General features: G+C 52.3%; 29 protein-coding genes. 17 read left to right on the plus strand and 12 right to left on the minus strand.

What is annotated here, in order from left to right; all coding sequences use genetic code 11:
- The first annotated feature begins 22 nt into the window (after nt 1-22).
- The 12 genes from J4E70_RS01405 (at nt 23) to J4E70_RS01460 (ending at nt 13,292) form a co-directional block, all read left to right on the plus strand.
- A complete protein-coding gene (locus J4E70_RS01405; RefSeq protein WP_213887752.1) occupies nt 23-817 on the plus strand; it encodes an N-formylglutamate amidohydrolase in 795 nt (264 codons plus the stop codon).
- Complete coding sequence (locus J4E70_RS01410) at nt 810-1,409, plus strand: TRAP transporter small permease subunit (RefSeq protein ID WP_213887274.1); 600 nt, start codon at nt 810-812, stop codon at nt 1,407-1,409. The genes J4E70_RS01405 and J4E70_RS01410 overlap by 8 nt, the downstream gene beginning before the upstream one ends.
- A complete protein-coding gene (locus J4E70_RS01415) occupies nt 1,409-2,731 on the plus strand; it encodes a TRAP transporter large permease (protein WP_213887275.1) in 1,323 nt (440 codons plus the stop codon). The genes J4E70_RS01410 and J4E70_RS01415 overlap by 1 nt, the downstream gene beginning before the upstream one ends.
- A 55-nt stretch (nt 2,732-2,786) precedes the next feature.
- Nucleotides 2,787-3,824 (plus strand): TRAP transporter substrate-binding protein, encoded by a 1,038-nt coding sequence (locus J4E70_RS01420; RefSeq protein WP_213887276.1) that lies wholly within the window; start codon nt 2,787-2,789, stop codon nt 3,822-3,824.
- Between the two features lie 64 nt (nt 3,825-3,888).
- Entirely contained in the window at nt 3,889-5,250 is a 1,362-nt protein-coding gene (locus J4E70_RS01425; protein WP_213887277.1) for a glutamine synthetase family protein, read from the plus strand.
- Between the two features lie 11 nt (nt 5,251-5,261).
- A complete protein-coding gene (locus J4E70_RS01430; protein ID WP_213887278.1) occupies nt 5,262-6,644 on the plus strand; it encodes an aldehyde dehydrogenase family protein in 1,383 nt (460 codons plus the stop codon).
- Nucleotides 6,641-7,786 carry an iron-containing alcohol dehydrogenase gene (locus tag J4E70_RS01435; protein WP_213887279.1) on the plus strand — a complete coding sequence of 382 codons (1,146 nt, stop codon included), beginning with the start codon at nt 6,641-6,643 and terminating at the stop codon, nt 7,784-7,786. The genes J4E70_RS01430 and J4E70_RS01435 overlap by 4 nt, the downstream gene beginning before the upstream one ends.
- A 254-nt stretch (nt 7,787-8,040) precedes the next feature.
- Complete coding sequence (locus tag J4E70_RS01440) at nt 8,041-8,943, plus strand: metal ABC transporter substrate-binding protein (protein ID WP_213887280.1); 903 nt, start codon at nt 8,041-8,043, stop codon at nt 8,941-8,943.
- Between the two features lie 9 nt (nt 8,944-8,952).
- Nucleotides 8,953-9,807, plus strand: coding sequence for a manganese/iron ABC transporter ATP-binding protein (locus J4E70_RS01445; protein WP_213887281.1), 855 nt, complete (start codon nt 8,953-8,955; stop codon nt 9,805-9,807).
- The gene (locus J4E70_RS01450) at nt 9,807-10,664 is read left to right on the plus strand and encodes a metal ABC transporter permease (RefSeq protein ID WP_213887282.1); all 858 of its coding nucleotides are present in this window, start codon (nt 9,807-9,809) and stop codon (nt 10,662-10,664) included. The genes J4E70_RS01445 and J4E70_RS01450 overlap by 1 nt, the downstream gene beginning before the upstream one ends.
- Nucleotides 10,661-11,494 (plus strand): metal ABC transporter permease, encoded by an 834-nt coding sequence (locus J4E70_RS01455; protein WP_213887283.1) that lies wholly within the window; start codon nt 10,661-10,663, stop codon nt 11,492-11,494. The genes J4E70_RS01450 and J4E70_RS01455 overlap by 4 nt, the downstream gene beginning before the upstream one ends.
- Nucleotides 11,495-11,663: 169 nt before the next feature.
- Nucleotides 11,664-13,292, plus strand: a complete 1,629-nt coding sequence (locus J4E70_RS01460; RefSeq protein ID WP_213887284.1) for a hypothetical protein — start codon at nt 11,664-11,666, stop codon at nt 13,290-13,292.
- A 128-nt stretch (nt 13,293-13,420) separates the two neighbouring features.
- Here the strand turns inward: J4E70_RS01460 and J4E70_RS01465 are convergent, their stop codons facing one another.
- Nucleotides 13,421-14,230, minus strand: a complete 810-nt coding sequence (locus tag J4E70_RS01465) for a division plane positioning ATPase MipZ (protein ID WP_246531558.1) — start codon at nt 14,228-14,230, stop codon at nt 13,421-13,423.
- A gap of 417 nt (nt 14,231-14,647) precedes the next feature.
- On the opposite strand from J4E70_RS01465, the gene J4E70_RS01470 reads away from it, so the two are divergent.
- Nucleotides 14,648-15,718 carry a response regulator transcription factor gene (locus J4E70_RS01470; protein WP_213887285.1) on the plus strand — a complete coding sequence of 357 codons (1,071 nt, stop codon included), beginning with the start codon at nt 14,648-14,650 and terminating at the stop codon, nt 15,716-15,718.
- A 125-nt stretch (nt 15,719-15,843) separates the two neighbouring features.
- Here the strand turns inward: J4E70_RS01470 and rpmE are convergent, their stop codons facing one another.
- The 10 genes from rpmE to J4E70_RS01520 all read right to left on the minus strand — a co-directional run bounded on the left by rpmE (nt 15,844) and on the right by J4E70_RS01520 (nt 22,212).
- Entirely contained in the window at nt 15,844-16,065 is a 222-nt protein-coding gene (gene rpmE, locus J4E70_RS01475) for a 50S ribosomal protein L31 (RefSeq protein WP_213887286.1), read from the minus strand.
- Between the two features lie 11 nt (nt 16,066-16,076).
- A complete protein-coding gene (gene rplS / locus J4E70_RS01480; protein WP_213887287.1) occupies nt 16,077-16,457 on the minus strand; it encodes a 50S ribosomal protein L19 in 381 nt (126 codons plus the stop codon).
- A 2-nt stretch (nt 16,458-16,459) separates the two neighbouring features.
- Nucleotides 16,460-17,341: a tRNA (guanosine(37)-N1)-methyltransferase TrmD gene (trmD, locus tag J4E70_RS01485; protein ID WP_213887288.1), complete on the minus strand. Its 882-nt coding sequence runs from the start codon at nt 17,339-17,341 to the stop codon at nt 16,460-16,462.
- A 45-nt stretch (nt 17,342-17,386) separates the two neighbouring features.
- Nucleotides 17,387-17,896, minus strand: coding sequence for a ribosome maturation factor RimM (rimM, locus tag J4E70_RS01490; RefSeq protein ID WP_213887289.1), 510 nt, complete (start codon nt 17,894-17,896; stop codon nt 17,387-17,389).
- A 62-nt stretch (nt 17,897-17,958) separates the two neighbouring features.
- On the minus strand, nt 17,959-18,588 hold the full coding sequence (bluB, locus tag J4E70_RS01495) for a 5,6-dimethylbenzimidazole synthase (RefSeq protein WP_213887290.1): 630 nt from the start codon (nt 18,586-18,588) through the stop codon (nt 17,959-17,961).
- Nucleotides 18,589-18,605: 17 nt separating this feature from the next.
- Nucleotides 18,606-19,028 (minus strand): 30S ribosomal protein S16, encoded by a 423-nt coding sequence (gene rpsP, locus J4E70_RS01500; protein ID WP_213887291.1) that lies wholly within the window; start codon nt 19,026-19,028, stop codon nt 18,606-18,608.
- A 45-nt stretch (nt 19,029-19,073) separates the two neighbouring features.
- On the minus strand, nt 19,074-19,370 hold the full coding sequence (locus tag J4E70_RS01505) for a chorismate mutase (RefSeq protein WP_213887292.1): 297 nt from the start codon (nt 19,368-19,370) through the stop codon (nt 19,074-19,076).
- A complete protein-coding gene (locus J4E70_RS01510; protein WP_213887293.1) occupies nt 19,360-19,890 on the minus strand; it encodes a GNAT family N-acetyltransferase in 531 nt (176 codons plus the stop codon). Before J4E70_RS01510 ends, J4E70_RS01505 begins: the two co-directional genes overlap by 11 nt.
- Nucleotides 19,887-21,392 (minus strand): signal recognition particle protein, encoded by a 1,506-nt coding sequence (gene ffh, locus J4E70_RS01515; protein WP_213887294.1) that lies wholly within the window; start codon nt 21,390-21,392, stop codon nt 19,887-19,889. Before ffh ends, J4E70_RS01510 begins: the two co-directional genes overlap by 4 nt.
- 238 nt (nt 21,393-21,630) lie before the next feature.
- Nucleotides 21,631-22,212, minus strand: a complete 582-nt coding sequence (locus J4E70_RS01520; protein ID WP_213887295.1) for an FMN-dependent NADH-azoreductase — start codon at nt 22,210-22,212, stop codon at nt 21,631-21,633.
- Between the two features lie 101 nt (nt 22,213-22,313).
- On the opposite strand from J4E70_RS01520, the gene J4E70_RS01525 reads away from it, so the two are divergent.
- Both J4E70_RS01525 and J4E70_RS01530 read left to right on the plus strand, forming a co-directional pair.
- Nucleotides 22,314-23,195: a LysR family transcriptional regulator gene (locus tag J4E70_RS01525; RefSeq protein WP_213887296.1), complete on the plus strand. Its 882-nt coding sequence runs from the start codon at nt 22,314-22,316 to the stop codon at nt 23,193-23,195.
- Entirely contained in the window at nt 23,192-24,112 is a 921-nt protein-coding gene (locus J4E70_RS01530; RefSeq protein ID WP_246531559.1) for a DMT family transporter, read from the plus strand. Before J4E70_RS01525 ends, J4E70_RS01530 begins: the two co-directional genes overlap by 4 nt.
- 23 nt (nt 24,113-24,135) lie before the next feature.
- Here the strand turns inward: J4E70_RS01530 and J4E70_RS01535 are convergent, their stop codons facing one another.
- Nucleotides 24,136-24,468, minus strand: a complete 333-nt coding sequence (locus J4E70_RS01535; protein ID WP_213887297.1) for an ArsR/SmtB family transcription factor — start codon at nt 24,466-24,468, stop codon at nt 24,136-24,138.
- Between the two features lie 229 nt (nt 24,469-24,697).
- Here J4E70_RS01535 and J4E70_RS01540 point away from each other — a divergent pair, with 229 nt between their 5' ends.
- Together J4E70_RS01540 and J4E70_RS01545 are read left to right on the plus strand one after the other, a co-directional pair.
- Nucleotides 24,698-25,036: an AtpZ/AtpI family protein gene (locus tag J4E70_RS01540; protein WP_213887298.1), complete on the plus strand. Its 339-nt coding sequence runs from the start codon at nt 24,698-24,700 to the stop codon at nt 25,034-25,036.
- 50 nt (nt 25,037-25,086) lie between these two features.
- Nucleotides 25,087-25,794, plus strand: coding sequence for a F0F1 ATP synthase subunit A (locus tag J4E70_RS01545; protein ID WP_213887755.1), 708 nt, complete (start codon nt 25,087-25,089; stop codon nt 25,792-25,794).
- The last annotated feature ends 33 nt before the right edge of the window (nt 25,795-25,827 follow it).

The following is a 25,827-nucleotide window of genomic DNA, read 5'->3' on the forward strand; positions in this document are numbered from 1 at the left end:
TTTATCAGGCGGGGGAATCCAGTTGGTCGGAACGAATACAAAACAGTCCAGCACTGTCGTCGAGGTGCTGAACCCCGATGGGGTTGGTCCTGTTGTTTTGGTTTGTGAACATGCCTCGGCACATATTCCGGAAGCATACAATAATCTTGGGTTAAGCCCCGCTACACGCGACAGTCATGCGGTCTGGGATCCGGGCGCACGGGCTCTTGCCGCTCGTCTTTCAAAAGCACTTAATGCGCCGCTTATTGCGGGACGAGTTTCCAGGCTGGTGTACGATTGCAATCGACCACCTGAATCACCAGGCGCGATGCCGGAAAAGTCCGAGTTGATCGAGGTTCCCGGCAATCAGGGTTTAAACGATGAAGACAAGGCGGCACGGGTTGAACAGGTTTATGTTCCGTTCTGCAATGCTGTGGGCGAGGTTCTGGAAGCCCGGGAATCAAACGCGATTCCAACCGTGCTCGTGACGATTCACAGTTTCACGCCGCTTTATTTTGGCAAACCAAGAAATGTCGAGATTGGCATTTTGCACGACACAGATAGCCGCGTCGCAGATGCGATGCTCGCGCAGTCAGAATTGATAGCCCCCCGCGTTGTCGAGAGGAATTCTCCGTATGGCCCTGCTGATGGCGTGACACATTCGTTGAAAATTCATGGCATAGAACATGGGTTGATGAACGTAATGATCGAAGTTCGAAACGATCTTTTGGAAACGGAGGCGGCGCAAGATGCTATTGCCGATGAATTGCTTGGTTTGCTCGCTTCGTCGCTAAAAGAACTTGGCCTTGTAATAATGGGAACCTCCCATCATGCCTAGAGTTATCCTTGGCTACATTCGCGCAATAGACGCGATGAACTATTTTATCGGGCGGTTCGCGATGTATCTGCTGTTTGTTCTGGTGGGTGTTCTTTTGTGGTCGTCGGTGTCCAAAACTTTGTTCACCTCTTCACACTGGACGCTGGAAACCGCACAGTTCGTGATGGTCGCCTATTACGTCCTGGGCGGACCTTATTCGCTACAATTGGGGTCGAACGTTCGGATGGATCTTTTTTATGGCGGCTGGTCGGTACGGCAACGGGCGTGGTTTGATGCCTTCACCGTGCTTTTCCTGATGTTCTATCTTGGTGTGCTTCTCTACGGCGGTATTAACTCATTCGCCTACTCATTAGGCCGACCCTATAATGCAACAACCTACGAATTCCTGAGTGAGCTGTTGAGTACCTTGTTTTCTCAGGGCTTTGATGCCGCCGGCGACAAGCTGGGCTTCATGGAGCGCAGCAACAGCCCTTGGCGCCCCTATCTCTGGCCGGTAAAATCCCTGCTCTGCATCGGGGTCTTTTTGATGCTTTTACAATCTCTTGCCGAGTTCTTTCGCGACATCGGGCGTATCCGCGGTGAGGCTCTCTGATGCCCTATGAAATGATCGCCATTCTGATGTTCAGCTCGATGATGCTGATGCTGCTGACCGGGCAGCGGGTATTCGGTGCCATCGGGTTTGTGGCCTCAGCTTCCGCCGTGTTTTTGGGTTGGAACAACGGCGTCGACATCCCTTTCTCGGCCGCAATGAAGCTGATGAAATGGTATCCGCTGCTGACACTGCCGATGTTTATTTTCATGGGTTATGTGCTGTCCGAATCCAAAATTGCCGATGACCTCTACAAGATGTTCCATGTCTGGATGGGCCCTGTTCGGGGTGGGTTGGCGATTGGCACAATCGGGTTGATGGTGCTGATTTCGGCAATGAACGGCCTCAGCGTGGCAGGCATGGCCATCGGGGCTACCATCGCCCTGCCTGAACTTCTGAAGCGTGGCTATGACAAAATCATGGTCACCGGCGTCATTCAGGCCGGGTCAAGTTTGGGCATCCTAGTTCCGCCCTCGGTCGTGCTGGTGCTATATGCGATGATCGCACGCCAACCGGTGGGACAGCTGTGGCTGGCCGGGGTCATTCCCGGCCTGATGATGGCCACGATGTTCATCATCTACATTTACGTGCGCTGCCGCCTGCAGCCCCATCTTGGCCCTGCGCTACCCGAAGACGAGCGCAATGTGCCGATGGCCGAAAAACTGCGCCTTTTGGGGGCTGGCGTCCTACCTCTGGCGATTTTCGCAGTGATGATGGTGCCTTTCGTCAAGGGTTATACCTCACTGGTCGAAAGTTCGGCCATCGGAGCAATGGCCGCGTTTTTGGCGGCAGTCCTGAAAGGCCGGATGACCCGCGAGGTGTTTGAAACTTCCGTGCGTCAGACATTAGCGATTTCATGCATGTTTATGTGGATCATTCTGGCCGCCCTTGGTTTTGGCGCAATCTTTGACGGGCTGGGCGCGGTTAAGGCAATCGAGGATCTTTTCACCCAACAACTGGGTCTGAACGCCTGGACAATCCTGATCCTGATGCAGCTGTCGTTCATTCTGATGGGCACGTTTCTGGACGACACCGCAATGCTGGTGATCGTGGCACCGCTATATGTACCTCTGGTCGGCTCGATGGGCTTTGATCTGGTCTGGTACGGGGTGCTTTACACTATCACTTGCCAAATCGCTTATATGACCCCACCATTCGGTTATAATCTGTTCCTGATGCGCGCGATGGCGCCGCCTGAGATCACGATAAGGGACATCTACCGCTCTATCGTGCCGTTTGTGATTGTTATGGCTTTCGCCCTGGCTGTGGTCATGATCTTTCCGCAGATCGCCCTCTGGCTACCTAATTATGTTTACGGAAAATAACCAAAAGAACTCCGCCAACGGAGCATCCCGATGAAACCCAACTAAGGAGAGTCCCATGACGACCAGACGTTCATTTCTACGCGCCGCAACACTTGGCGGTGCCGCAACTTTGGCCACACCGGCCATTGTCCATGCACAAGCCCCCATCAAATGGCGCTTCCAGACCTATGCTGGCGCGGCCCTGGGCGAGTTTGTTACCAAGCCAGTCATCGACTACATCAACACCGCCGCCAACGGCGAGATGGAGATCGAGCTGTTTTATGCCGACCAGATTGTTCCCACAGGTGAGCTGTTTCAGGCGCTCCAAAGTGGCACGATCGACGCAGTTCATTCCGATGATGATTCAATGGCATCGCCCACGCCTCTGCAGGTGTTTGGCGGCTATTTCCCATTGGCGACAAAACACGCGCTCGATGTGCCGGTGCTGTTCGAGCAATACGGGCTGGCCGACATCTGGCGCTCGGAATACGAAAAGGTCGGTGTTGCGTGGCTGTCGGCTGCAGGTCAGGACCCGTGTAACTTCAACACCAAAAAAGAGGTCACATCACTGGCCGATCTTGACGGTCTGAAGCTTTACACCTTCCCGACCGCCGGGCGTTTCCTTGCCCAGTTTGGCGTTATTCCAGTATCGATCCCCTACGAGGATGCCGAAGTGGCCGTGCAAACCGGCGAGCTGGATGGCATGGCATGGTCTGGCATCACCGAAGACTACACAGTCGGCTGGGCCAATGTGACTGACTATTTCCTGACCAACAACATCTCGGGCGCATGGATTGGGTCGTTCTTTGTGAACCAGAAACAATGGGCCGATCTGCCCGAGCATCTCAAGTCAATTGTGATGGCCGGGATCGAAGCGGGTCACACCTATCGCAACCAGTGGTACTGGGGTGGCGAGGCACGTCTGCGCGCCACGGGTGATCAGCTGAAACTGCGCTCAATTCCACAAGCCGAGTGGAAAACGGTTGAAGACGCGGCTGTCACTTTCTGGGACGAAATAGCACAGGAAGGCGAAATTCACTCGAAAATCGTCCAGATCTTCCGCGATTATAACGAAGTGCTCGGCAAAGCTGGCCCGCCCTATTCGTTCGGCTAAAAACAAGCGCCCCGGTGGTTCGCCTCCGGGGCACCCCTAACCTCCAATTTTCAGGATACAGACCATGCCCGGCAATCTGACCTTTGACGCTTTAAAATCCGCCGTAAAATCTGGTGAAATTGATACGGTTCTGACCTGTATCGTGGATATGCAGGGCCGCCTTATGGGTAAGCGATTTCTGGCGCAGCATTTTGTCGATAGCGCGTGGGAAGAAACCCATTGTTGTAATTATCTGCTGGCGACCGATCTCGAAATGGCAACGCCGGACGGTTTTGCCTCGACAAGTTGGGAAAGCGGGTATGGCGATTATGTCATGAAACCCGATCTCGATACGCTTCGGCTGGTTCCCTGGCTCGAAGGCACTGCAATGGTGTTATGCGATGTTCTGGATCATCACACCTATCAGGACATCACCCACTCACCCCGCGCTATTCTGAAGCGCCAGATTGCCCGGCTGGACGAATTGGGTATGACGGCAATGATGGCGACCGAGCTTGAATTCTTTTTGTTCGAGAAAAGCTTTGACGAAATCCGCAAAAGCAAATTTCGCGATCTGGCACCGATTTCAGGTTACAATGAAGATTATCACATTCTTCAGACGACCAAAGAAGAACACGTGATGCGCCCGATACGAAACCACCTGTATGCGGCTGGCATTCCCGTGGAAAATACAAAGGGCGAAGCGGAGACAGGCCAGGAAGAACTGAACATTAAATATGCCGCGGCACTTGATACGGCGGACCATCATACGATCGCCAAACACGCTGTTAAGGAAATCTCCTGGCAGCAAGGGCATGCGGTGACCTTCCTTCCCAAGTGGCACCATGAAAAAGTTGGGTCATCCAGCCACGTCCATCAGTCGCTTTGGAAAGACGGAAAACCAGCGTTTTTTGACAAGAACGACAAGCTCGGCATGTCAGAAATCATGAAATATTACATGGCGGGTCTGCTGAAATTTGCGCCTGACTACACTTATTTTCTGGCGCCATATGTGAACAGCTACAAGCGGTTCCAGAAAGGAACCTTTGCACCTACCCGCACAATCTGGTCGGTCGACAACCGGACAGCCGGTTTCCGGCTATGTGGCAATGGGACAAAAGCGGTGCGTGTTGAATGCCGTGTCGGTGGTTCAGACCTCAATCCTTACCTGGCAATGGCGGCGCAGCTTGCGGCGGGGATCAAAGGTATTGAAGACAAGATGAAACTGGATCCGCCGACAGTTGGCGATGCTTACGAAGGCAACTCCGGCTTCATTCCGCAAAACCTGAGGGATGCACGCGAAACGCTGAAGAATTCCAAGATGCTGCGTGAGGCTTTGGGCGAAGATGTGGTGGATCACTACTGCCGTGCGGCTGAATGGGAACTGGAAGAATTTGACCGTGTGGTGACGGATTACGAAGTCGCCCGCGGCTTTGAACGTGCGTGATTGGGGATAATATGACGCAAGAACTGAAATGCATTTCACCGATTGATGGATCGGTCTATGCCACCCGTCCTGTACTGTCTCAGTCAGAGGCGGAAGCCGTAGTCAAACGCGCAAAGACTGCGCAAAAAGCCTGGGCTGCGCGACCGTTGGCAGAACGTGTTGATCTTGTCATGGCTGGTGTCGCCCGTGTTGGCGAGATGAGTGACGAGATTGTGCCGGAACTCGCCCATATGATGGGGCGTCCGGTGCGGTACGGCGGCGAATTTGGCGGTTTTAATGAACGCGCCAGTTATATGGCGAAGATCGCCGAGGATACGCTGGCGCCGATCGTGGTGGAAGAGAGCAATGCTTTTGAAAGGGTCATCAAGCGCGAACCACATGGGGTTGTTCTGGTGGTGGCCCCTTGGAACTATCCTTACATGACAGCGATCAACACGGTTGCCCCCGCGCTTATGGCTGGGAACACTGTGGTGCTGAAACACGCAACGCAAACCCTGTTGGTTGGCGAGCGGATGGTGCGCGCCTTTACAGAGGCTGGAGTTCCAGCGGATGTTTTCCAGAATGTGTTTCTGGACCATGACACGACGTCTGCGCTTATTGCAGCCAAATCCTTTGGATTTGTAAATTTCACCGGGTCTGTCGGCGGTGGACGGGCAATGGAAATGGCTGCGGCAGGCACCTTTACTGGTGTTGGGCTGGAGCTTGGCGGTAAAGACCCGGGCTATGTTATGGAAGATGCTGACCTCGACGCAGCGGTTGATACGCTGATCGATGGGGCGATGTTCAACTCAGGCCAGTGTTGCTGCGGGATTGAACGGATTTACGTTCATGAAAGCCTTTTTGATGCTTTTGTTGAAAAGGCTGTGGCGATTGTAAAAGGCTATAAGCTTGGCAATCCGCTGGACACTGAAACTACACTTGGTCCGATGGCGAATGTGCGGTTTGCAGCAGAGGTGCGCGCACAAATTGACGAAGCTTTGGCGATGGGCGCGACTGCGCATATTGATACCTTTGCCGAAGATGACAGTGGTGCCTATTTGACGCCGCAAGTTCTGACAAACGTAACTCACGAAATGCGGGTGATGCGGGATGAAAGCTTTGGGCCTGTTGTTGGGATCATGAAGGTATCATCTGATAAAGAAGCGATCATGTTGATGAACGACAGTGAGTTCGGCCTGACAGCATCGCTCTGGACGCAGGATGTAGAACGGGCAAGCCGGATTGGCGCAGAGGTTGAAACAGGCACGGTCTTCATGAACAGGGCTGATTATCTTGATCCGGGCCTTTGTTGGACCGGGTGCAAAAACACCGGTCGGGGCGGCGCGCTAAGCGTCATTGGTTTTCATAACCTGACCCGGCCAAAATCATATCATTTGAAAAAGGTGACGAAATGAATCTCGTCGGAAATTGGTCTTACCCGACCACAATGAAATTCGGTGCTGGCCGGATCAAGGAATTGCCCGAGGCCTGCGCGGCCGCAGGTATGAAGAAACCGCTGTTGGTGACGGACAAGGGGTTGGCCGGGTTGCCGATCACGGCGACGACGCTTGATATCATGGAGGCTGCAGGCCTTGGGCGAGGGCTGTTTTCCGAAGTGGACCCGAACCCGAACGAGCTGAACCTCGCGGATGGTGTTGCGGTCTACAAAACAGGCGGCCACGACGGTGTTATCGCCTTTGGTGGCGGTTCGGGCCTTGACCTTGGTAAAATGGTTGCCTTCATGGCCGGCCAAACGCGCCCGATTTGGGATTTTGAAGATATTGGCGACTGGTGGACGCGCGCGGACGCAGACGCGATAGCGCCCATTGTTGCCGTGCCAACAACAGCGGGAACCGGGTCAGAAGTGGGCCGTGCGAGCGTGATCACTGACAGTGTGACCCATGTGAAAAAGATAATTTTTCACCCAAAGGTTTTGCCAAGTATTGTGATCTGCGACCCGGAACTGACAGTTGGAATGCCAAAGTTCATCACCGCTGGTACAGGGCTTGACGCTTTCGCACATTGTGTCGAGGCATTCAGCAGTCCGCACTACCATCCGATGAGCCAGGGTATCGCGCTTGAAGGGATGCGATTGGTGAAGGATTACCTGCCACGGGCCTACGAAGATGGAAATGATCTTGAGGCGCGGGCGCATATGATGTCAGCGGCAGCGATGGGTGCGACAGCCTTTCAAAAAGGGCTTGGCGCTATTCACGCAATTTCCCATCCGATTGGCGCGGTCTATAACACCCATCACGGCACAACGAATGCTGTCGTAATGCCACCGGTTTTAACGTTTAACAGGCCCGCGATTGAAGACAGGTTCAATCAGGCCGCCGCGTATTTGGGCATCTCCGGCGGTTTTAACGGATTTTTCGGCTATGTGCTGAAACTGAACGATGATCTTGGCATCCCTAAAAAGCTATCGGAGATGGGTGTTGGCACCGACAAGATCGATACGCTGACCGAAATGGCGCTGAACGATCCGAGTTGCGGTGGAAATCCGGTTGAGTTGAATTCTGAGAACATGAAACAGTTGTTTATAGACTGTATCTGACGCGAACTTTAATTCGACGCCCCGCTGGGGGAGGACAAAGAAGCCTCCGGCGGGGATATTTTTGGAAACTGGTAAAACAACTGATTTACAGACATTTATACCAGATTGCTGGATTAAAATCGTTTTGATCTTGATATCCTTTCATTTGGAGAACACTGACGGTTTCTTTTTGCAAATTATTCGCAATCTAGTTGACAGTTGCGAACGATTCTCATAATCAATTGGCGAAGCCCTTTGGGGCAAAAGGGTACCCAATGCAAAAAATCGTTAGAATTCTGACAAGTGCGACTGCCTTTCTTATTGTCGTGAGTACGGCTGCAACCGCAGCAGAAAAATTCAAAGCAGTAACCACCTTTACCGTTATTGCTGATATGGCATCGAACGTGGCAGGAGATGCCGCAGTCGTGGAATCGATCACCCGACCTGGCGCGGAAATTCATGGATATGACCCGACGCCACGCGATATTTTGCGTGCGCAGGACGCGGATCTGATTTTGTGGAACGGGATGAACCTTGAACTTTGGTTTGAGCAGTTTTTCGGCAACCTTTCTGATGTTCCAAGCGTTGTTTTGACCGAAGGCATTGAGCCGGTCAGTATTTCCGAAGGGGCCTATGACGGAAAGCCAAACCCACATGCCTGGATGTCGTTGGACAATGCTATCATTTACGTCGACAATATTCGGGACGCCTTTGTGACGTATGACCCTGATAACGCAGAAATTTATAAGGCGAATGCCGAAGCCTACAAACAAGAACTGGTTGCCGCTATTGCACCCTTGCGGGACGCCATTCTTGCGGTGCCGGAAAGTGAACGTTGGCTTGCAACTTGCGAAGGGGCTTTTAGCTATCTGATCCGGGATTTTGAGATGCAGGAGCTTTACCTCTGGCCGATCAATGCAGATCAGACGGGGACACCTCAGCAGGTGCGCAAGGTGATTGACGGTGTGCGAGAGAACAACATTCGCGCAGTATTTTGCGAAAGCACTGTCTCTAGCGACCCGGCAAAACAGGTGGCCCGTGAGACTGGGGCGGCGTTTGGCGGTGTTCTCTATGTTGACTCTCTGACCGAAGCGGACGGACCCGTGCCTAGTTACCTCGATTTGCTTCGTGTAACCTCTGAAACCATAGTTGCAGGTTTGACTGCGAATTCTGAATAGGACATCCCAATGCTGGCGCCGCTTGATTCAGGTATTTTCGCACAAGGCGTAACGGTCACGTATCGCAATGGACTGACGGCGTTGCGAGACGCCAGTTTTGAGATTCCGACAGGAACGATAACAGCGCTTGTAGGGGTGAATGGGGCTGGAAAGTCAACATTATTCAAGGCGATCATGGGGTTTGTGCCGGTAGCAAAGGGTGAAATCTCGATCCTTGGAATGCCGGTAAAAGAGGCGTTGAAGAAAAACATCGTAGCCTATGTGCCGCAGGCCGAAGAAGTCGACTGGTCTTTCCCGGTACTGGTTGAAGATGTGGTTATGATGGGCCGCTATGGCCACATGAACTTTATGCGGATGACACGTGACGAAGACCGGAGCGCGGTGACAGAGGCCTTGGCCCGAGTTGGAATGAGTGAGTTCCGGCACCGCCAGATTGGCGAACTGTCTGGCGGGCAGCGTAAACGGGTTTTTCTTGCACGCGCTTTGGCGCAAGACGGCAAAGTCATCTTGTTGGATGAACCTTTCACAGGTGTCGATGTGCAGACCGAGGATGCTATCATCGCGCTGTTGCGTGATATGCGTGATGAAGGCCGTGTGATGTTGGTGTCGACCCATAACCTTGGGTCTGTTCCTGAATTTTGTGATCGTACAATTCTGGTGAAAGGCACCGTGCTGGCACACGGCCTAACAGAAGAAACCTTTACACAATCGAATCTTGAGGCCGCTTTTGGCGGTGTGTTGCGTCATTTTGTTCTGGGTGGCAAAGACTTGCATGACGATGACGACAGCCGTCAGGTTACGGTTATTACCGATGATGAACGGCCCTTCGTTGTTTACGACGATAAGCCAGAGGGCGAAAGCTGATGGAAATGCTGCTGGAACCTTTCACCTATGGGTTCATGATCAACGCGATGTGGGTCAGCGCACTTGTGGGTGGGGTTTGTGCATTTCTGTCCGCCTATCTGATGCTCAAGGGATGGTCACTGATCGGGGATGCGCTTAGCCATTCTATCGTGCCCGGTGTTGCTGGGGCTTATATGCTGGGATTACCATTTGCCCTTGGTGCCTTTCTGGCAGGGGGGCTGGCGGCCGGGGCGATGTTATTTCTGAACCAGAGATCCGGGCTTAAGGAAGACGCGATAATTGGTCTGATTTTTACTTCGTTTTTCGGGCTCGGGTTGTTCATGGTCTCTATTTCGCCGACTTCTGTTAACATTCAAACGATCACGCTTGGAAACATCCTGGCGATCACACCGGGTGATACACTGCAATTGGCAGTTATCGGGTTTGTCTCGCTCACAATTCTTCTGTTGAAATGGAAAGACCTAATGGTGGCGTTTTTTGACGAAAACCATGCGCGATCGATTGGGTTGAAACCTGATCTTTTGAAAGTGCTGTTTTTCACGCTCTTGTCGGCGTCTTGTGTTGCTGCTTTGCAAACGGTGGGTGCGTTCCTTGTTATCGCAATGGTGGTGACACCGGGGGCGACAGCCTATTTGCTGACGGATCGCTTTCCGCGACTCTTGATGTTGAGCGTGGCGATTGGATCCATCACAAGTTTTGTAGGAGCTTACGCAAGCTATTTTCTGGATGGCGCGACAGGTGGAATTATCATCTGCCTGCAAACATTGATATTCTTAACTGCCTTTTTTCTGGCACCCAAGCATGGATATCTTGCCGCACGCCGCCGTTCCGCAGATGCATTGGAGGGTGGGGCATGATTGAAGAACTGCTCTTGCCATTTCAATTCGAGTTCATGATCCGCGCCTTTATCATCACCACAATTATCGCGGTGCCGACTGCGCTGTTGTCTTGCTATCTGGTCCTGAAGGGATGGTCCCTGATGGGCGATGCAATTAGCCACGCGGTGTTGCCGGGAGTGGTGCTGGCGTATCTGATTAATATTCCGCTCATCATAGGTGCTTTTGGTGCTGGAATGGTCTGTGCGCTGGCCACCGGTTTCCTGAAGGACAATAGCCGCATCAAACAGGATACAGTCATGGGTGTGGTGTTTTCGGGCATGTTCGGTTTCGGATTGGTTATCTACACAAAAATCGAAACTGATGTGCATCTGGATCATATCCTGTTTGGAAACATGTTGGGCGTAAGCTGGGGCGATATCCTGACAACTGGCCTAATCGCGCTTTTCGTTGCTGTGATCGTAGTACTGAAACGTCGCGATTTCCTGTTGCACGCCTTTGATCCAGCGCAAGCGCAGGCAGCTGGATTGAATGTTAAATTGCTGCACTACGGTTTGCTCGCGATTTTGTCGCTGACAATTGTTGCGACGCTGAAAGCGGTTGGGATTATTCTGGCGATCGGTCTTTTGATTGCACCCGGCGCTATCGCGTTTCTTTTGACGCAGCGGTTCGAGCTTATGCTTGTTTTGGCGGTATTATTAACAATGTTCGCGGGTCTCACGGGGGTTTACTTTAGCTTTTTTATCGGAAGCGCCTCTGCGCCAACGATTGTATTGATCTTGAGCGGTATCTTCATCGTCTGTTTTATTTGGAAAACGCAGGTATCTGCCAGAAGGGTCACTTCTGTCTGACAGGCATTTTGTGCGACCGCTAATTTTCTGTGCTAGGTGCGAAAAATCAGATGATCATTTGACAAACGCATGGCCCACGGGTTCTTTTGATAATGTGCGGCAGCGACCGTTAGAAAGTAATGCATCGCTATGCAAACCAGGCCTATTCATTAGGAAAGTGAGCGAATACATGTTCAAAACAAAAAATTTTTCGAAACCGCAACTGTGCGCTTTTTTCGCCTTTATGTTTATGGGTACGGGCGTCCTTGCACAGGATGCAGGCTTCTGTGGTCAGCCCCTCGCCTTGACGCAGGGCAGCTATTCTATCACGGGGGAAGGTGCAGAGCCGATCAATACGTTGATTGATATCGCGCGAGGTGAACCGGCCTATCTGGAACTTACGATTCAGTCCGATACAGGAATTACGGTGGAAACCGCAGCAGGCGAAGCTGACCCGATTATCATATTGTTCGATGACAGTGGCCGGATGGTGCGCTCTGACGATGATGGTGCAGGAGATTTAAACTCGCGGTTAGGGGCTGCGCTTTCGGCAGGTGTCTATTGTGCTCAGATCAGAACGTTGACTGAAGTTCCCCCTGCGGTTGGGGAACTGCCGCAAGGCTTCTTCACGACGATCCCCGTAACAGTAAGTACCGGAATTGTTGCCGGGGCTGGTGGGTGCCATTCTGCCGAGGGGCTCGTAACGCTGGACTCGACGCTGGCTCCGGGGTTTGAGGCGCAGATTCTTCAAGGTCGTAACCCAGGAAATGACAGCTTTGCGTTCAGTCTTGCAGAGCCGATGGCGCTGAGTATTGGTGTGCGCAGCAGTGATTTTGATACACTGCTAACGTTGGAAGACGGTAACGGTTCAGAACTTGGGTCGGATGATGACAGCGGCGGCGGCACTGACAGCTACCTGGGTTTTCAGGATGTATTGCCTGCCGGGGACTACTGCGTTTCGGTTAGCAGTTACGACACCAGCGGCGGAGATTTCAACCTGACGCTGGAAGAATGGTCTGAAGCGGCTGCTTCACGAGGTGCTGGAAGCGGTGCACCGGCCGATCCGTGCGGCGATCCAAATGCAACAACCGATTTGTCGACAAGCCTTAGCTCAGGTTTTGAAGCACAGAATTTTGCCCAGACCCTGAGCAGTGGGCACAAGTTCTATCGGTTTGAAACAACAGAACCGATTGAACTGCGATTGACAGCACGTAGCAATGATTTCGATACGGTCCTTGGTTTGTACAATGCGGAAGGAGCGGAAGTTTCCACCTCGGATGACGGAGAAGGGCTCGGAACGAACAGCCGCATCCAGCCGGATGTCGCTTTGCCAGCCGGTCAATATTGCTTGGCAGTTAGCCCATTTTCTGGGGAAGGTTCAGGTTCTTATTCTGTCACTATCGAGGAAATGACCGCTGAGGCAATGTTGGCCGAGGCTTATGCACTGGGAGAGCTTTTGCCGCCATCAGGTAGCGGTATTGTTTTCACCGATCTGGGTTTGCTTGATCGGACCCTGCGGAGTGACAACGTGGCCGCTGTGGGTACACAGTGGTTTCTGTTCTCGGTCGAAGAAGAAAGTCTTGTTGTCATAGACGCCGTTTCATTAGGCGACTCGTCGAGGCTCGTAATGTTCGACTATGAAGGCACCGGAATGCAGGTTGCTGAAAGCCTTAGCAATCCGGACGCACCTACAACCCGGATGGTGAAGAAGGTCGGCTCTGGCATCTATGCTATTGCAGTTGTTCGGGACCAGATGTCTGAAGGTCGCGAAGTCTCGCTACTTTCTATTCAGCGATATGTCCGTCCGCCACGCCGGTAGCAATCTGAAGGTGACCTCCAACAAATTAAACTGGGCGACCGCGAGGCCGCCCTTTTTTCTTGGCTGTCGATTGGCAGTGGCTTGCACCCCAACTATCAGAACAGAGTCCTGTCCAGAAAGGCTTTTCCCTAGAAATTCACGGTCACGCCCGGTAAATGCAGCGCTTTCATAAGATCGCGAACTTCCTGACGGGCAGCAACGTTTGAAATATTAAGATGCTCAACCCCAACTTCTTTGAGGTCAAGCAACGTTAATCCGCGTGGAAAAAGTTCCCGGAAAATCACACGTTCTCCGAAACCGGGCGCAATACGAAACCCGATGCGTTTAGACAGATTTTCGAGCGCTTCGCCCATCTTCTTTTTGTTGTGCATTTGCTGCGCCGCAAGTCGGTTACGAACAACGATCCAGTCAATTGGTGGAAGCCCGGCCTGTGCGCGTAGCTGACGCGCATTCCATACCATTTCAGAATAAACAGATGGACCCAGGATTTTGCCCGTTTCAGAGTTCAGCCGGGCAAGCAGGTCAAAATCAATGAAGCTGTCGTTTAACGGTGTGATCAATGTGTCAGCCAGCGAATGTGCAACCTGAGACAGTCGTGTATGAGAACCGGGGCAGTCGATCAGGATAAAATCACTATCGGGCTCCAGCGTCGCCACAGCAGCTGACAAGCGATGATCATAGATGTTTTCGCCGGGTTGTAGCGATGACCGGTCAATTTCTGGCAAATCGTGATAATCGGGAACTGGCAGGTCCAATCCTTGCGAATTTAGAAATGCTTTCCGATTTTCGATATACCGGCCAAATGTTTTCTGTCTGAGATCCAGATCCAGCGCGCCAACCTTGTGACCCATCCGCGCAAGTGCAGTTGCCACGTGCATAGACGTCGTCGACTTACCTGATCCGCCCTTTTCATTCCCGACAACGATGATATGCGCCAAGCCAGATATCCCTTCCCAGCAACGTAAAAAAGCGCGCCCTTATGGACATGCTAACTATATGTTGTGTTTTTCATTATGGGAAGCCACAGCAGTGCACAAGGCGGACTTATGTGGTTTTATTGTGAAATTGCATTTATCTGCCACTTTAGGCCGGGGTATTTTCAGGCACCGGAAGTCATTTTTCGGTTCCGAAACAGAGCGTATTACGATTGGTGTTTGCTGTAGATATGGATCAGAAATAACTGGGCAGAGACCAGCGTATCAGGATTTTACAAAATGTCGCTTTGCCATATTTAGACCAAACTTTGTTTCCATACAGGCAACGGGGACAACGTATCTACGTGATTATGAGAGAATCAAAGACGATCAGATGGCACATTCAGAAGGGCTCTGCATGCCATATTTGGAGTGGACGATATGAAGATCCTGGCAGTTGACGATGATGAAATCGCACTGGAGATTCTGAAGTCGGCACTGGTAAATGCGGACTACACCGATATCACAGTCGCAACCTCTGCAGACGAGGCACTGGCGCTTATCAACAATACGCAGGACCCGTTCGATTGCTACCTGCTCGATATTAGAATGCCAGGAAAAGATGGAATCGAGCTGTGCAAAACCATTCGCAGTTTCGAAGAATATACCAACATTCCGGTACTGATGATCACCGCCTTATCCGAGCAATGCTATATAGATCGTGCGTTTGCCGCCGGAGCGACCGATTACATAACCAAACCGTTTCATGGGTTGGAACTTGGCGCTCGTATTCGGGCGGCAGATGGGTTGAGTCATGTGGTCCATCAGGAACGTGAAGCGCGTTTGAATGCGGAAGCGTTGAAAGAACAGCTGGATGGTCTGCATAGCCTAAGGCTTGATGAAAAATTCGACCTCGAAGAGGTGACCGGAGCGGTTGATATCACCGAGTTGGAAAATCGCCTTCTGAAGTTACCCATGGGTAATTATGCGATGGAGATTGTTGCTTTCAAGATTATCGAAATCGAAACGATCCACCAAACACTTCCATCCAGTGATTTTCGAAGTCTGGTCAACAGCGTTGCCGGTTGCATAACCGATGCGATCAACAGCCCGAATTTGCAAATCTCATATGTCGGAGATGGGATTTTCGTTTGTGTCATTCCAAAATCAGGGCGTAAAAAGTCGAGCAACGTTGCAACAAAAGTAAAGAGCGCCGTCGGTGATCTTGAATTTTCCGATACTGAGGGAAACCCGATCACGATAGATGTCGCGATGGGCAAACCTTCACATGCTAATCTTTGGTCAAGTCAGGAAGCTCCGGTCGGCCTTGAAAACGCAATAAAGCGGGCGAATCTGAATGGAATTGACCAGAAGGCACAGTCAAATCTGGCGTCTTTGAAAAACGGCAAGGAAAAAGGCCCCCGACGTCATAGCAGACCACTTTCGATGATTGTTCCGATCTTCAAGTCTCGTCTGCCGCTGATGCAAGCAAATGGGTTTGAGCGCAGGTAGGTGGTGGCATAACAATCTGACCTACAAGCTGCCCAGCCTACAAATTGTAAGCAAAAAACTTTATGAAAATGCAAAACGCCGCCCCGAGAGGAGCGGCGTTCGCAATAAGAGCAGGTATAGGGTGCTTAGAAACCCAGACCTTCGTATTTCTTTTTGAACTTGGAGACGCGACCGCCAGTGTCCATCAGGCGCGTGCCGCCGCCGGTCCATGCAGGGTGTACTGTAGGATCAATATCCAGCGCCAATTGGTCGCCTTCCTTGCCCCAAGTCGATTTCATTTCCATGACCGTGCCGTCAGTCATTTTGACGTTGATCGTGTGATATTCGGGATGGATGTCTTTTCTCATTCTATCCGTCCTTACGCTTTGGCCGACGCGGGCTTGTAATTTGTTTGTTCAGCGATACGTGCAGATTTACCACGACGTTCACGCAGATAGTAAAGTTTCGCACGACGCACGCGACCGCGGCGAACCACGGTGATGCTATCAATGTTGGTGGAGTGCAGCGGGAAGACCCGTTCAACACCTTCACCAAATGAAATCTTGCGGACAGTGAACGCGCCAGCAATGCCGTTGCCGTTTTTACGGCTGATGCATACGCCTTCGTAGTTCTGGACACGCGTGCGCGAGCCCTCTGTCACTTTAAACCCAACGCGGATAGTGTCACCCGCTTTGAAATCTGGAATGTCTTTGCCAAGCGCTGCAATTTGCTCGGCTTCCAGTTGTGCGATTAGATTCATCGCTATGATCCTTTTTTGCTCGTGGTTTTTCCACGAAGGTTTGCGCGCCCCGATAGCTCTTGGTCTTCAACCGGGTCCCTATCGTGTTCTTCACAATAAGCCCGCCAGAGGTCAGGTCGACGTTCCTTAGTTAGCCTTTCGGCCATAACCTGCCGCCAATCGGTTATCTTCGCGTGATGCCCGGAAAGAAGAATTTCCGGTATCTCACGACCCTCCCAAACGGCTGGTTTCGTGTATTGCGGGTGCTCAAGCAATCCAGCCGCGAACGATTCGTCCTCGGTAGATTCCTGATTCCCAAGCACGCGCGGTATAAGCCGGACTGTCGCATCAATCAAGGCCTGTGCTGCAATCTCTCCGCCTGTCAAGACAAAGTCACCAAGCGAGACTTCCGTGATATCGAAATGTTCGATCACGCGTTCGTCCACGCCTTCAAAACGACCGCAAAGCAAAGTCATTCCTTCGGCCTCTGAAAATTCTTGCGCCATTGCCTGTGTAAAGGGCTTGCCGCGAGGTGAAAGATAAACCACTGGCCATTTTGCGCGGTCCACCGGTGTATCCCGTTCAGCGTGTTTCAACGCCTTTGCAACAACATCGGAACGCAGGACCATCCCGGCACCCCCCCCATAGGGCGGGGCGTCAACATTGCGATGCTTGCCTTCGCCAAATGGTCTAAGGTCAATAGTCTCTAGTCGCCACAGCCCCTCCTGCAACGCTTTTCCGGTAAGAGATGCCCCCAGAACACCGGGAAAAACCTCGGGGAATAACGTGACGATCTTGACGGTCCACGCGTCTTTCAGGTGTGGTTTGTCTTGAATAAGTTCGCGAGGCGTTGCCGTCGCAGATATGGAGAGACGGCCATGAGATTTGGATGGGCTATTACTCATCTCGTGAAACTCCAACATGAATGCCGGTAACAGGAAAAAGATGGGTCATTCCGGATAGATCCCCTCGGGGGGATCCGCGATTATGCGACCCCCAGCCAGATCGACCGTTGGGACAATCTCTTTGGTAAAAGGAAGCAGCACCGTATTTTCCAAGACAGAACCTTCAATTTCCAGCAAATCGCCTGCCCCGTAATTCTGCACATTCTTAACGCGGCCAAGAACGTTGCCTCCGGTATCCAAAACCGTCAGGCCAATTAAATCTGCGTGGTAAAATTCATCGTCCGGTAATTCAGGCAGTTGATCGCGATCAGCAAATAGCCTTATACCGCGCAGTTTCTCCGCCTGCTCCTTGTTGGAAACGCCGTTTATTTTAGCGGAAAACCCATTCTTGACGACATGTGTCAGAGTGACGGAGTACCTTTGAGTTCCGTCTTCCGAAAACAGCGGATCAAAGTCAGCAATTGCCTCTGGATCAGCACAAAAGCTTTTCAAGCGAACCTCACCCTTTACTCCATAAGAACCAGCGATGGCGCCTACGCAAATACGGTCTGACATCGGTTATCCCTTAGCCCTAAGCGCGGAGCGCGCGGTTCTGATGCAAGAGGCTTTAAAGCGCTCTAACGGTCTACGATAGGCAAATGACCGCGTCGGTCTTCCCAACCGGCACGTTCCAACTCTGGTGTTTCCATATCATCTTTGGGCCAGCCGACGCAAAGATACGAAACTAATGCCCAGCCTTCCGGAATATCAATATCACGAGCAAGTTGTTCCGGATCGAGGATTGATACCCAGCCAACACCCAACCCTTCAGCACGTGCAGCCAGCCAGAATTGCGTGATGGCCGCGACAACAGAATAGCGGCGCATTTCTGGCATCGTAGCTGCGCCAAGGCCTGCACCCTTTTCGGTTTGCTCATCGCAGAACACACCGAATTGCTCTGGGGCATCGCGCATTCCACTCAGTTTCAACCCGGCATAAATCTCGGATTTTTCACCTGAGTAACCGTTTAGTGCGTCTTGATTGGCAGATTCGAAATTCGATAGTGCTGCGGCTCGCGCCGCTGCCGATCGAAGCCGAACAACACGCCACGGTTCCGACAAACCGACGGAAGGCGCCAGATTGAAGGTTGCAAGACAACGATCAATCAAAGCACTTTCGACAGAGTCTGTGCGAAAGTGGCGGACATCACGGCGCCACCTCATTAACTGGTCAAGCTCTTGTCGGAACTGATCCGAAAATTGCGCCATGACCCAGCCGGCCCCGCTTATTCAGCAGAGGCTTCTTCAGCCACTTCTTCAACCGGCTCCTCGGCTGGAGCTTCTGCAGGAGCGGCAGCTGCTTCGACAGCAGCGGCAGCTTTTGAAGCTTTTTCTTCAGCGCGCTCAGTGGCTTTTTTACCTGGAACAGCTGATTTAGGGTTGTTGCGGGTCTTCTTCTCCAGAACACCAGCAGCTTCCAGCATACGGGACACACGGTCAGTTGGCTTTGCACCTTCGCCAAGCCAGTATTTTACGCGATCAAGCTCCATTTTTACGCGGTCTTCGCTGTCTTTAGCGAGCAGCGGGTTATAGGTGCCCAGTTTTTCGATAAAACGACCATCGCGTGGCATACGGGTGTCCGTAGCAACGATACGATAGAAGGGGCGTTTTTTGCTGCCACCGCGAGCGAGCCTGATTTTCATAGCCATTGTGAGTTCTCCTTAAGATGATTGAGACGGACTAATTGCCGACTGTTATTCCTGATGTTTTTCGTGGTGATGAATGACTTCGCTAATTATGAAGCTCAAAAACTCTTTAGCGAATTCGGGGTTAAGGTCTGCCTCCAGCGCCATACGCTGAAGACGTTCGATCTGTTTTGCTTCGCGCATCGGGTCAGATGGCGGCAAAGAATGTTGTGCCTTCAGTTTACCGACGGCCTGCGTGTGTTTGAAACGCTCGGCAAGTGTGTAAACCAACACAGCGTCAAGCCGGTCAATGCTTTCACGATGTTCCTTCAGCACCTCTTCGGCGCGGGTTGCATCATCTGTCATTGCTCGCCTCCGGTTTTGGGTGACGGTAGACATGGACGAGGCCCATATGTGGGTTGTCGTAGCTTCCATCCAGTTTCGCGCCAAGCCGTTCCGCGAGCGCAATAGAGCGCGCGTTGTCGGGTACGATGTTGCTTGTGAGGGTCGGCCAGTTCAGCGTGCCGAACGTGTAGTCACGAACATGCGCCGCAGCTTCATAAGCAATTCCCTGACCTTCTGCGTTGGCCACCATGGCCCAGCCCAGTTCAGGCTCGCGCCAGCCTTCGGGGTTCCAAAGGCCAACAAGACCACAGAATGTACCGCTGGATTTTTCCTCAACCGACCAATAGCCGTAGCCGCGCAATTGCCAGTGACCAATAGAAGACGCGAGCCAGCGCCAACTGTCTTCGCGGCCGAGCGGCCCTCCGAACCCAGCACAGCGCGCATCATCGGCATAAAACTCTGCCAACGGCTCAAAATCCTCGGCGCGATGTTCGCGCAGGATCAGGCGTTCTGTTTCAAGTGTGGGGACGGATATTTTCATTTCTTTTTACCAAACCCTGACAAACCGGGGGGCAGAGGGCCGCCGCCAAGACCGGGAAGACCCCCCATTTTCTTAGCTGCGGCTTCCAGTGCTTTGGGGTCCATCGCAGATGGGTCCATATCGCCTGGCATTCCAGGCATCCCGCCGCCTTTGCCAAACATGCTGCCAAGCGCACCCTTCAGCATGCCACGTTTGCCCATTTTGCCCATCTTCTTCATCATGTCAGCCATCTGGCGATGCATTTTCAGAAGCTTGTTCAAATCAGAAACCTCAAGGCCAGCGCCTTTCGCGATGCGTTTTTTGCGACTTGCCTGCAGGATCTGTGGATTGGCACGTTCTTTTTTAGTCATCGACTGGATGAGGGCGACCTGACGTTTCAGAACTTTGTCGTTAAAGCCGGCTTCTTCAACCTGCTTGGCCATTTTGCCCATGCCCGGCATCATACCCATGATGCCTTCCATGCCGCCCATTTTCATCATCTGCTCAAGCTGCGCTTTCAGGTCGTTCATGTTGAACAGACCTTTTTGGAAGCGCTTCATCATGCGCTCAGCTTGTTCGGCCTCAATGGTTTCCTGAGCTTTTTCAACAAGCGAAACGATATCGCCCATACCAAGGATACGGCCAGCAACACGTTCCGGGTGGAACTCTTCGATCGCGTCCAGCTTTTCGCCAAGACCAACGTATTTGATTGGCTTGCCCGTGACAGCGCGCATGGAAAGCGCGGCACCACCACGTCCGTCACCGTCCATCCGGGTCAGGACAACACCGCTGATGCCGACTTTGCCGTCAAATTCTTCGGCAACATTTACCGCGTCCTGGCCAGTCAGACCATCGACGACAAGCAGGGTTTCGCGCGGGTTGGCGACATCGCGAACAGCCTGCACCTCATCCATCAGCACCTGATCGATGTGCAAGCGGCCTGCGGTGTCGAGCATGTAGACGTCATAGCCCGCGAGCGTTGCCTGCTGTTTGGCGCGTTTTGCGATATCAACGGCGGACTGACCCTTGATAATCGGCAGTGTATCCACGCCGATTTGTTTGCCAAGGATTGCAAGCTGTTCTTGTGCCGCCGGACGCTGCGTATCGAGCGAGGCCATCAGAACCCGCTTACCGTTCTTTTCTGAAAGGCGTTTGGCGAGCTTTGCTGTGGTTGTCGTTTTACCAGAGCCCTGCAGGCCAACCATCAGGATGGGCGCGGGCGGGTTGTCTACCTTCAGCTCACCCGGTTCGGTTTCATCACCTGCAAGGACATGCACAAGTTCGTCATGGACGATCTTTACGACCTGCTGGCCGGGCGTCACGGATTTGGTAACAGATTGTCCGGCGGCCTTTTCCTGTACCGCCTTAACAAAGTCACGAGTGACAGACAGCGAAACATCGGCTTCCAGCAGGGCAACGCGGACTTCACGCAATGCAGTTGAGACATCAGAATCGCTCAGGGCGCCTTGTTTGGTAAGGCGGTCAAAAACACCAGAGAGGCGTTCGGACAGATTTTCAAACATCGCGACGGCTCCTTTGCCATTTCAAACCCACCCCTCCAGTTAAGAAGGGACGCTCCAATAACCAACGACACCAGTGGGCGCAACGCGCTGACTGATGGCGATCCCTGCGCAATGCAAAGGGACCGGAAGCTTTAAAAGACTTCCGGAGTTCGAGGTCGTTTAGGCCCGAGACGGGAAAGAGTCAAGCCAACAGGCCCTATCCGCGAGAATGGGCCTGTCAGAATTTTTGCGGTGTGTTTTATGCGGCAAGTTTGCCGATCTCGGTCTTTGCAGCCACGATTGACGCGTCGGCATTCTGAGCCAGCTCGGTCGCACCAACAAATTGCACATCTGTTATGCCCAAAAATCCCAGAACGAACTTAAGGTAAGGTGTGAAGTGGTCATAGTCAGAGCCAATCGCGGTGCCGCCAGAGGCTAATGCGACGATAACACGTTTGTCTTTCAACAAACCTTCGGGGCTGTTTTCACCGTATTTAAAGGTGACACCGACGCGGCTGATCTGGTCAATCCAGGCCTTTAGAGAAGAGGGAAGGCTGAAGTTGTAGACAGCCGAGCCGATGACGATGATGTCAGCGGCTTTTATCTCTGCAACCAGTTCGTCAGAGAATGAAAGCGCTTCGGCTTGCTGTGCTGTACGGTTTTCGGGTGGGGTGAAGGTCGCACCGACCCAGGTTTCAGACAGGTGTGGAATACCTTCCGAAAGATCGCGGGTGATAACGGTGGCACCACCGAACCGGGCGACAATGCTGTCGGTGAGGGAACGGGAAACGGAATCTTCTGTGCGGGCAGAGGCGTCGATGCGTAGAATTGATTGTGACATTTGTGAATTCCTCATGTTGATAGACTGAAATTAAGTATTGCAAAAATGAACACAATGCTGATATTCGAACATAATATGTTGGATATTGCACAGGTAGAGTAATGGAAAACTGGGATGAGATACGAACTGCGTTTCAGGTTGCGCGCATGGGCACAGTTAGTGGCGCAGCCGACGTGCTTGGCGTGCATCATGCCACAGTTATCCGCCATATAGATCATTTGGAAAAGCAGCTGGGAACAAAACTGTTTCAGAGGCACGCGCGCGGATACACAGCGACCGAAGCGGGGCAGGATCTGTTGCAGGTTGCCCAGACGACCGCTGAACAGTTCACGCAGCTTGCCGGACGCATACGCGGCCAGGGAGAGTCAGTAACTGGTAACTTGCTGGTCACTTCGCTTGCGAATATGTCGCCCTTACTTGCACCCGTTCTGGTCGAGTTTCAGCAGGAGCATCCGGATGTGAAGGTGCACTATATGACAGGGGAGCGCGTGTTTCGCCTGGAATATGGCGAGGCACATGTCGCAATCCGCGCTGGTAAAACTCCGGATCAGCCAGACAATGTCGTGCAACCGCTGGTGACGCAATGCATCGCACTTTATGGCGCTAAATCCTACATTGATCGTTATGGTCTGCCCGACAGTGAAGAAAATCTTAAACTGCACAGATTTGTTGCAGGGGAAGAACGTCAGAAACGCGCGCCCTTCTACAAATGGCTGGACGAGCATGTTCCGCCAGAGAATGTCGTCTTTCGCGCAGGGGATTTTCAAAGCATTGAACATGCTGTCTGCGCGGGCGGCGGCCTTGGGTTCCTGTCTGATTTCGCTGCGAGCCAGAACGATGATCTGATTCAGGTATTCCCTCCACGTCCCGAATGGGTTTCACCGCTATGGATCGTGACCCATGTCGACCTGCATCGCACAATGAAGGTACAGGCATTTCTGACCTTCTTGAAAGCGAAGGCGAAAGAGTGGGGAACAATATGAGCCCAACACAGGGCGCCCGGATCGATCGCAGCAAGCTAACATCAGAAATGCGCGGACATTTTGCGATGCTAAGCTTCTCAGCGTTGGTCGCGGGTTCTTTTAGCCTGGGTTCAATGGTTGCGAACGAAGTTGAACCAGCCGCGTTTAATGCGATCAGGTTTCTAATTGCGACAACGCTAATGGGTTTCATTGCCGCAGCGACCGGTGGGCTTACCAGACAGGTTGCACGCGCTCCTTGGCGTTTTGTGATCCTGGGCGGCACGATGGCGTTTTATTTTGTTACCATGTTTGAAGGTTTGAAAACGGCACCGCCCGTTTCGGCGGCTGCTGTTTTTACACTTACACCCCTTATGGCAGCAGGCTTTGGGTATTTGATCCTTCGCCAGATAACGACAGTTCGCATGGCTGGGGCATTAATTCTGGGCGGAATTGGCGCGCTTTGGGTGATATTCAAGGCGGATCTCGCGGCGCTGTGGGCCTTTAACATCGGTGTTGGTGAGGCAATTTTCTTTTGGGGCTGCGTGGCGCATGCGTTTTACCCGTCAATCATGCGTCGGCTAAACCGGGGCGAGCCTGCTTTTGGGTTTACATTTGGAATGATGTTCGCGGCTTTCTGGGTGTTTGTAATCTATGGATGCAATGACATCCTGGAAACTGACTGGTTGGCATTGCCGACAATTGTCTGGACAACGATTGTGTATACGGCCGTTTTTGCAAGTGCCGGATCTTTTGCGTTGCTGCAATACGCGAGCCTGCGCCTGCCATCTGCTAAAGTCATGGCGTATACATATCTGGTGCCAAGCTGGGTTATCCTTTGGGAATTAGCGCTGGGCAACGGTGCGCCACGGGGCCTGGTGCTAGCCGGTGTTGCACTAACCGTTGTTGCTTTGCTTATGCTATTAAAGGACGAACACTGAGTGGCGTGTTTTTTGCGTCTGGCTCAGGCGGTGTCATTATCCAGTTCGCGCTCTAAGAACCGCTCAAACGCATCAAGATTCACGGCTTCGAACTGACCAAAGCTTTGCATCCAGATAGAGGCATCCCTTAAAGCGTCGGGTTCCAGCTTGCACCATTTTACGCGCCCACGCTTTTCCTGGCTGATCAATCCCGACCGCGTAAGAATTGTCAGATGCTTTGAAATTGCCGCAAGTGACATTTCGAAAGGCTCTGCCACGTCAGTGACTGCCATGTCGTCTTCCAGCAACATCGTCAGAATATGGCGGCGCGTGGAGTCAGAAAGCGCTGAAAAAACAATATCAAGTTTGGTGTTCATAGGTCTGAGGTAAATCGGGTATTCAGCAATTGGTCAACCATTTGGTTGAATATGGGCTGGCGGGGTGAGGTGACGCATCTACCCTGCAAAGCGTAGTGAACACTTTGTCGTGGCGAAAATTAAATATAGCTGTTTCAAATACTTAACTCTAAATTTCATGTTGTCGATGTTGCTTGACTCATGCGGCTCCGCTTTCTAGTTTGCGACGACTGACTGAGAGGCCGATTTTATGCCTGATGCACCCGACCCCGAGCGCCTGAAAACGCTTGAAGACCGGATCGAAGGCGCGCGAAAAGCGCAGGAACCAGCCCCTCGGAAGGAAGAGCATTATTCTCAGGCACAACATGCCTGGCGAATGGTGATCGAACTGGTCGCGGGTATTGCGATTGGTTTTGGCATCGGGATCGGGTTGGACACGCTGTTTGGGACCAAACCAATCTTTATGGTGCTTTTTATTTTGCTGGGTTTCGTGGCCGGCGTGAGGACAATGCTTCGCACCGCCAAGGAGATCCAAGAGGAACATGTGGCTGAGCAACAAAATGCAGCCACACGAGACAAGAGGGACTAGACGTGTCAGCAGAAGCAGAGGCAGAAACCGGCGGTTTGGTATTTCACCCGATGGATCAGTTCGTTGTTCAGCCTCTTTTTGGCGACGGACCGGTCATGTGGTACACCCCGACGAACGTGACACTTTGGATGGCTTTGACCGTTCTTTCGATCGTTTTGTTGCTGGTCGTTGGAACACGTCGTCGTGCCATTGTGCCAACGCGCACACAATCAGTCGGCGAAATGGCCTATGGTTTTGTCTACAAGATGGTTGAAGATGTGGCTGGCAAAGATGGCCTGCGCTATTTCCCATATATCATGACACTGTTCATGTTTATCGTGTTTGCGAACTTCCTTGGCCTCTTGCCGATGAGCTTTACGACAACGTCACACATCGCTGTTACTGCGGTTCTGGCGATTGCCGTGTTCCTGACAGTTACCATTCTGGGCTTTGTTAAGCACGGATTTGGGTTTCTAAACATTTTCTGGATCTCTCAGGCACCGTTGGTGCTTCGCCCAATTCTGGCGCTGATCGAGATCATTTCCTACTTTGTGCGCCCTGTTAGCCACTCTATTCGTCTTGCAGGGAACATGATGGCTGGTCACGCGGTGATCAAAGTATTCGCAGGCTTTGCGGCGATTCTTGCGATCTCTCCATTCTCTATCCTGGCGATTACTGCGATTTACGCACTTGAGACCCTGGTGTCCTTTATCCAGGCCTATGTTTTTGCAATTCTGACCTGCGTGTATCTGAAAGATGCGCTGCATCCTCATCACTAAGGTCTTGTGAATAATCACGAATTCTAATGCCAA

Source organism: Pseudohalocynthiibacter aestuariivivens (assembly GCF_018457175.1).
In the GTDB taxonomy this organism is placed as follows: Bacteria; Pseudomonadota; Alphaproteobacteria; order Rhodobacterales; family Rhodobacteraceae; genus Pseudohalocynthiibacter; species Pseudohalocynthiibacter aestuariivivens.

Excerpts from the sequence above, each read along its gene's own strand:
- J4E70_RS01410 (WP_213887274.1), top strand. The coding sequence starts at position 810 with ATGCCTAGAGTTATCCTTGGCTACATTCGCGCAATAGACGCGATGAAC.
- J4E70_RS01415 (WP_213887275.1), top strand. The coding sequence starts at position 1,409 with ATGCCCTATGAAATGATCGCCATTCTGATGTTCAGCTCGATGATGCTG.
- J4E70_RS01420 (WP_213887276.1), top strand. The coding sequence starts at position 2,787 with ATGACGACCAGACGTTCATTTCTACGCGCCGCAACACTTGGCGGTGCC.
- J4E70_RS01425 (WP_213887277.1), top strand. The coding sequence starts at position 3,889 with ATGCCCGGCAATCTGACCTTTGACGCTTTAAAATCCGCCGTAAAATCT.
- J4E70_RS01430 (WP_213887278.1), top strand. The coding sequence starts at position 5,262 with ATGACGCAAGAACTGAAATGCATTTCACCGATTGATGGATCGGTCTAT.
- J4E70_RS01435 (WP_213887279.1), top strand. The coding sequence starts at position 6,641 with ATGAATCTCGTCGGAAATTGGTCTTACCCGACCACAATGAAATTCGGT.
- J4E70_RS01440 (WP_213887280.1), top strand. The coding sequence starts at position 8,041 with ATGCAAAAAATCGTTAGAATTCTGACAAGTGCGACTGCCTTTCTTATT.
- J4E70_RS01445 (WP_213887281.1), top strand. The coding sequence starts at position 8,953 with ATGCTGGCGCCGCTTGATTCAGGTATTTTCGCACAAGGCGTAACGGTC.
- J4E70_RS01450 (WP_213887282.1), top strand. The coding sequence starts at position 9,807 with ATGGAAATGCTGCTGGAACCTTTCACCTATGGGTTCATGATCAACGCG.
- J4E70_RS01455 (WP_213887283.1), top strand. The coding sequence starts at position 10,661 with ATGATTGAAGAACTGCTCTTGCCATTTCAATTCGAGTTCATGATCCGC.
- J4E70_RS01460 (WP_213887284.1), top strand. The coding sequence starts at position 11,664 with ATGTTCAAAACAAAAAATTTTTCGAAACCGCAACTGTGCGCTTTTTTC.
- J4E70_RS01470 (WP_213887285.1), top strand. The coding sequence starts at position 14,648 with ATGAAGATCCTGGCAGTTGACGATGATGAAATCGCACTGGAGATTCTG.
- rpmE (WP_213887286.1), bottom strand. The coding sequence starts at position 16,065 with ATGAGAAAAGACATCCATCCCGAATATCACACGATCAACGTCAAAATG.
- rplS (WP_213887287.1), bottom strand. The coding sequence starts at position 16,457 with ATGAATCTAATCGCACAACTGGAAGCCGAGCAAATTGCAGCGCTTGGC.
- trmD (WP_213887288.1), bottom strand. The coding sequence starts at position 17,341 with ATGAGTAATAGCCCATCCAAATCTCATGGCCGTCTCTCCATATCTGCG.
- rimM (WP_213887289.1), bottom strand. The coding sequence starts at position 17,896 with ATGTCAGACCGTATTTGCGTAGGCGCCATCGCTGGTTCTTATGGAGTA.
- bluB (WP_213887290.1), bottom strand. The coding sequence starts at position 18,588 with ATGGCGCAATTTTCGGATCAGTTCCGACAAGAGCTTGACCAGTTAATG.
- rpsP (WP_213887291.1), bottom strand. The coding sequence starts at position 19,028 with ATGGCTATGAAAATCAGGCTCGCTCGCGGTGGCAGCAAAAAACGCCCC.
- J4E70_RS01505 (WP_213887292.1), bottom strand. The coding sequence starts at position 19,370 with ATGACAGATGATGCAACCCGCGCCGAAGAGGTGCTGAAGGAACATCGT.
- J4E70_RS01510 (WP_213887293.1), bottom strand. The coding sequence starts at position 19,890 with ATGAAAATATCCGTCCCCACACTTGAAACAGAACGCCTGATCCTGCGC.
- ffh (WP_213887294.1), bottom strand. The coding sequence starts at position 21,392 with ATGTTTGAAAATCTGTCCGAACGCCTCTCTGGTGTTTTTGACCGCCTT.
- J4E70_RS01520 (WP_213887295.1), bottom strand. The coding sequence starts at position 22,212 with ATGTCACAATCAATTCTACGCATCGACGCCTCTGCCCGCACAGAAGAT.
- J4E70_RS01525 (WP_213887296.1), top strand. The coding sequence starts at position 22,314 with ATGGAAAACTGGGATGAGATACGAACTGCGTTTCAGGTTGCGCGCATG.
- J4E70_RS01530 (WP_246531559.1), top strand. The coding sequence starts at position 23,192 with ATGAGCCCAACACAGGGCGCCCGGATCGATCGCAGCAAGCTAACATCA.
- J4E70_RS01535 (WP_213887297.1), bottom strand. The coding sequence starts at position 24,468 with ATGAACACCAAACTTGATATTGTTTTTTCAGCGCTTTCTGACTCCACG.
- J4E70_RS01540 (WP_213887298.1), top strand. The coding sequence starts at position 24,698 with ATGCCTGATGCACCCGACCCCGAGCGCCTGAAAACGCTTGAAGACCGG.
- J4E70_RS01545 (WP_213887755.1), top strand. The coding sequence starts at position 25,087 with ATGGATCAGTTCGTTGTTCAGCCTCTTTTTGGCGACGGACCGGTCATG.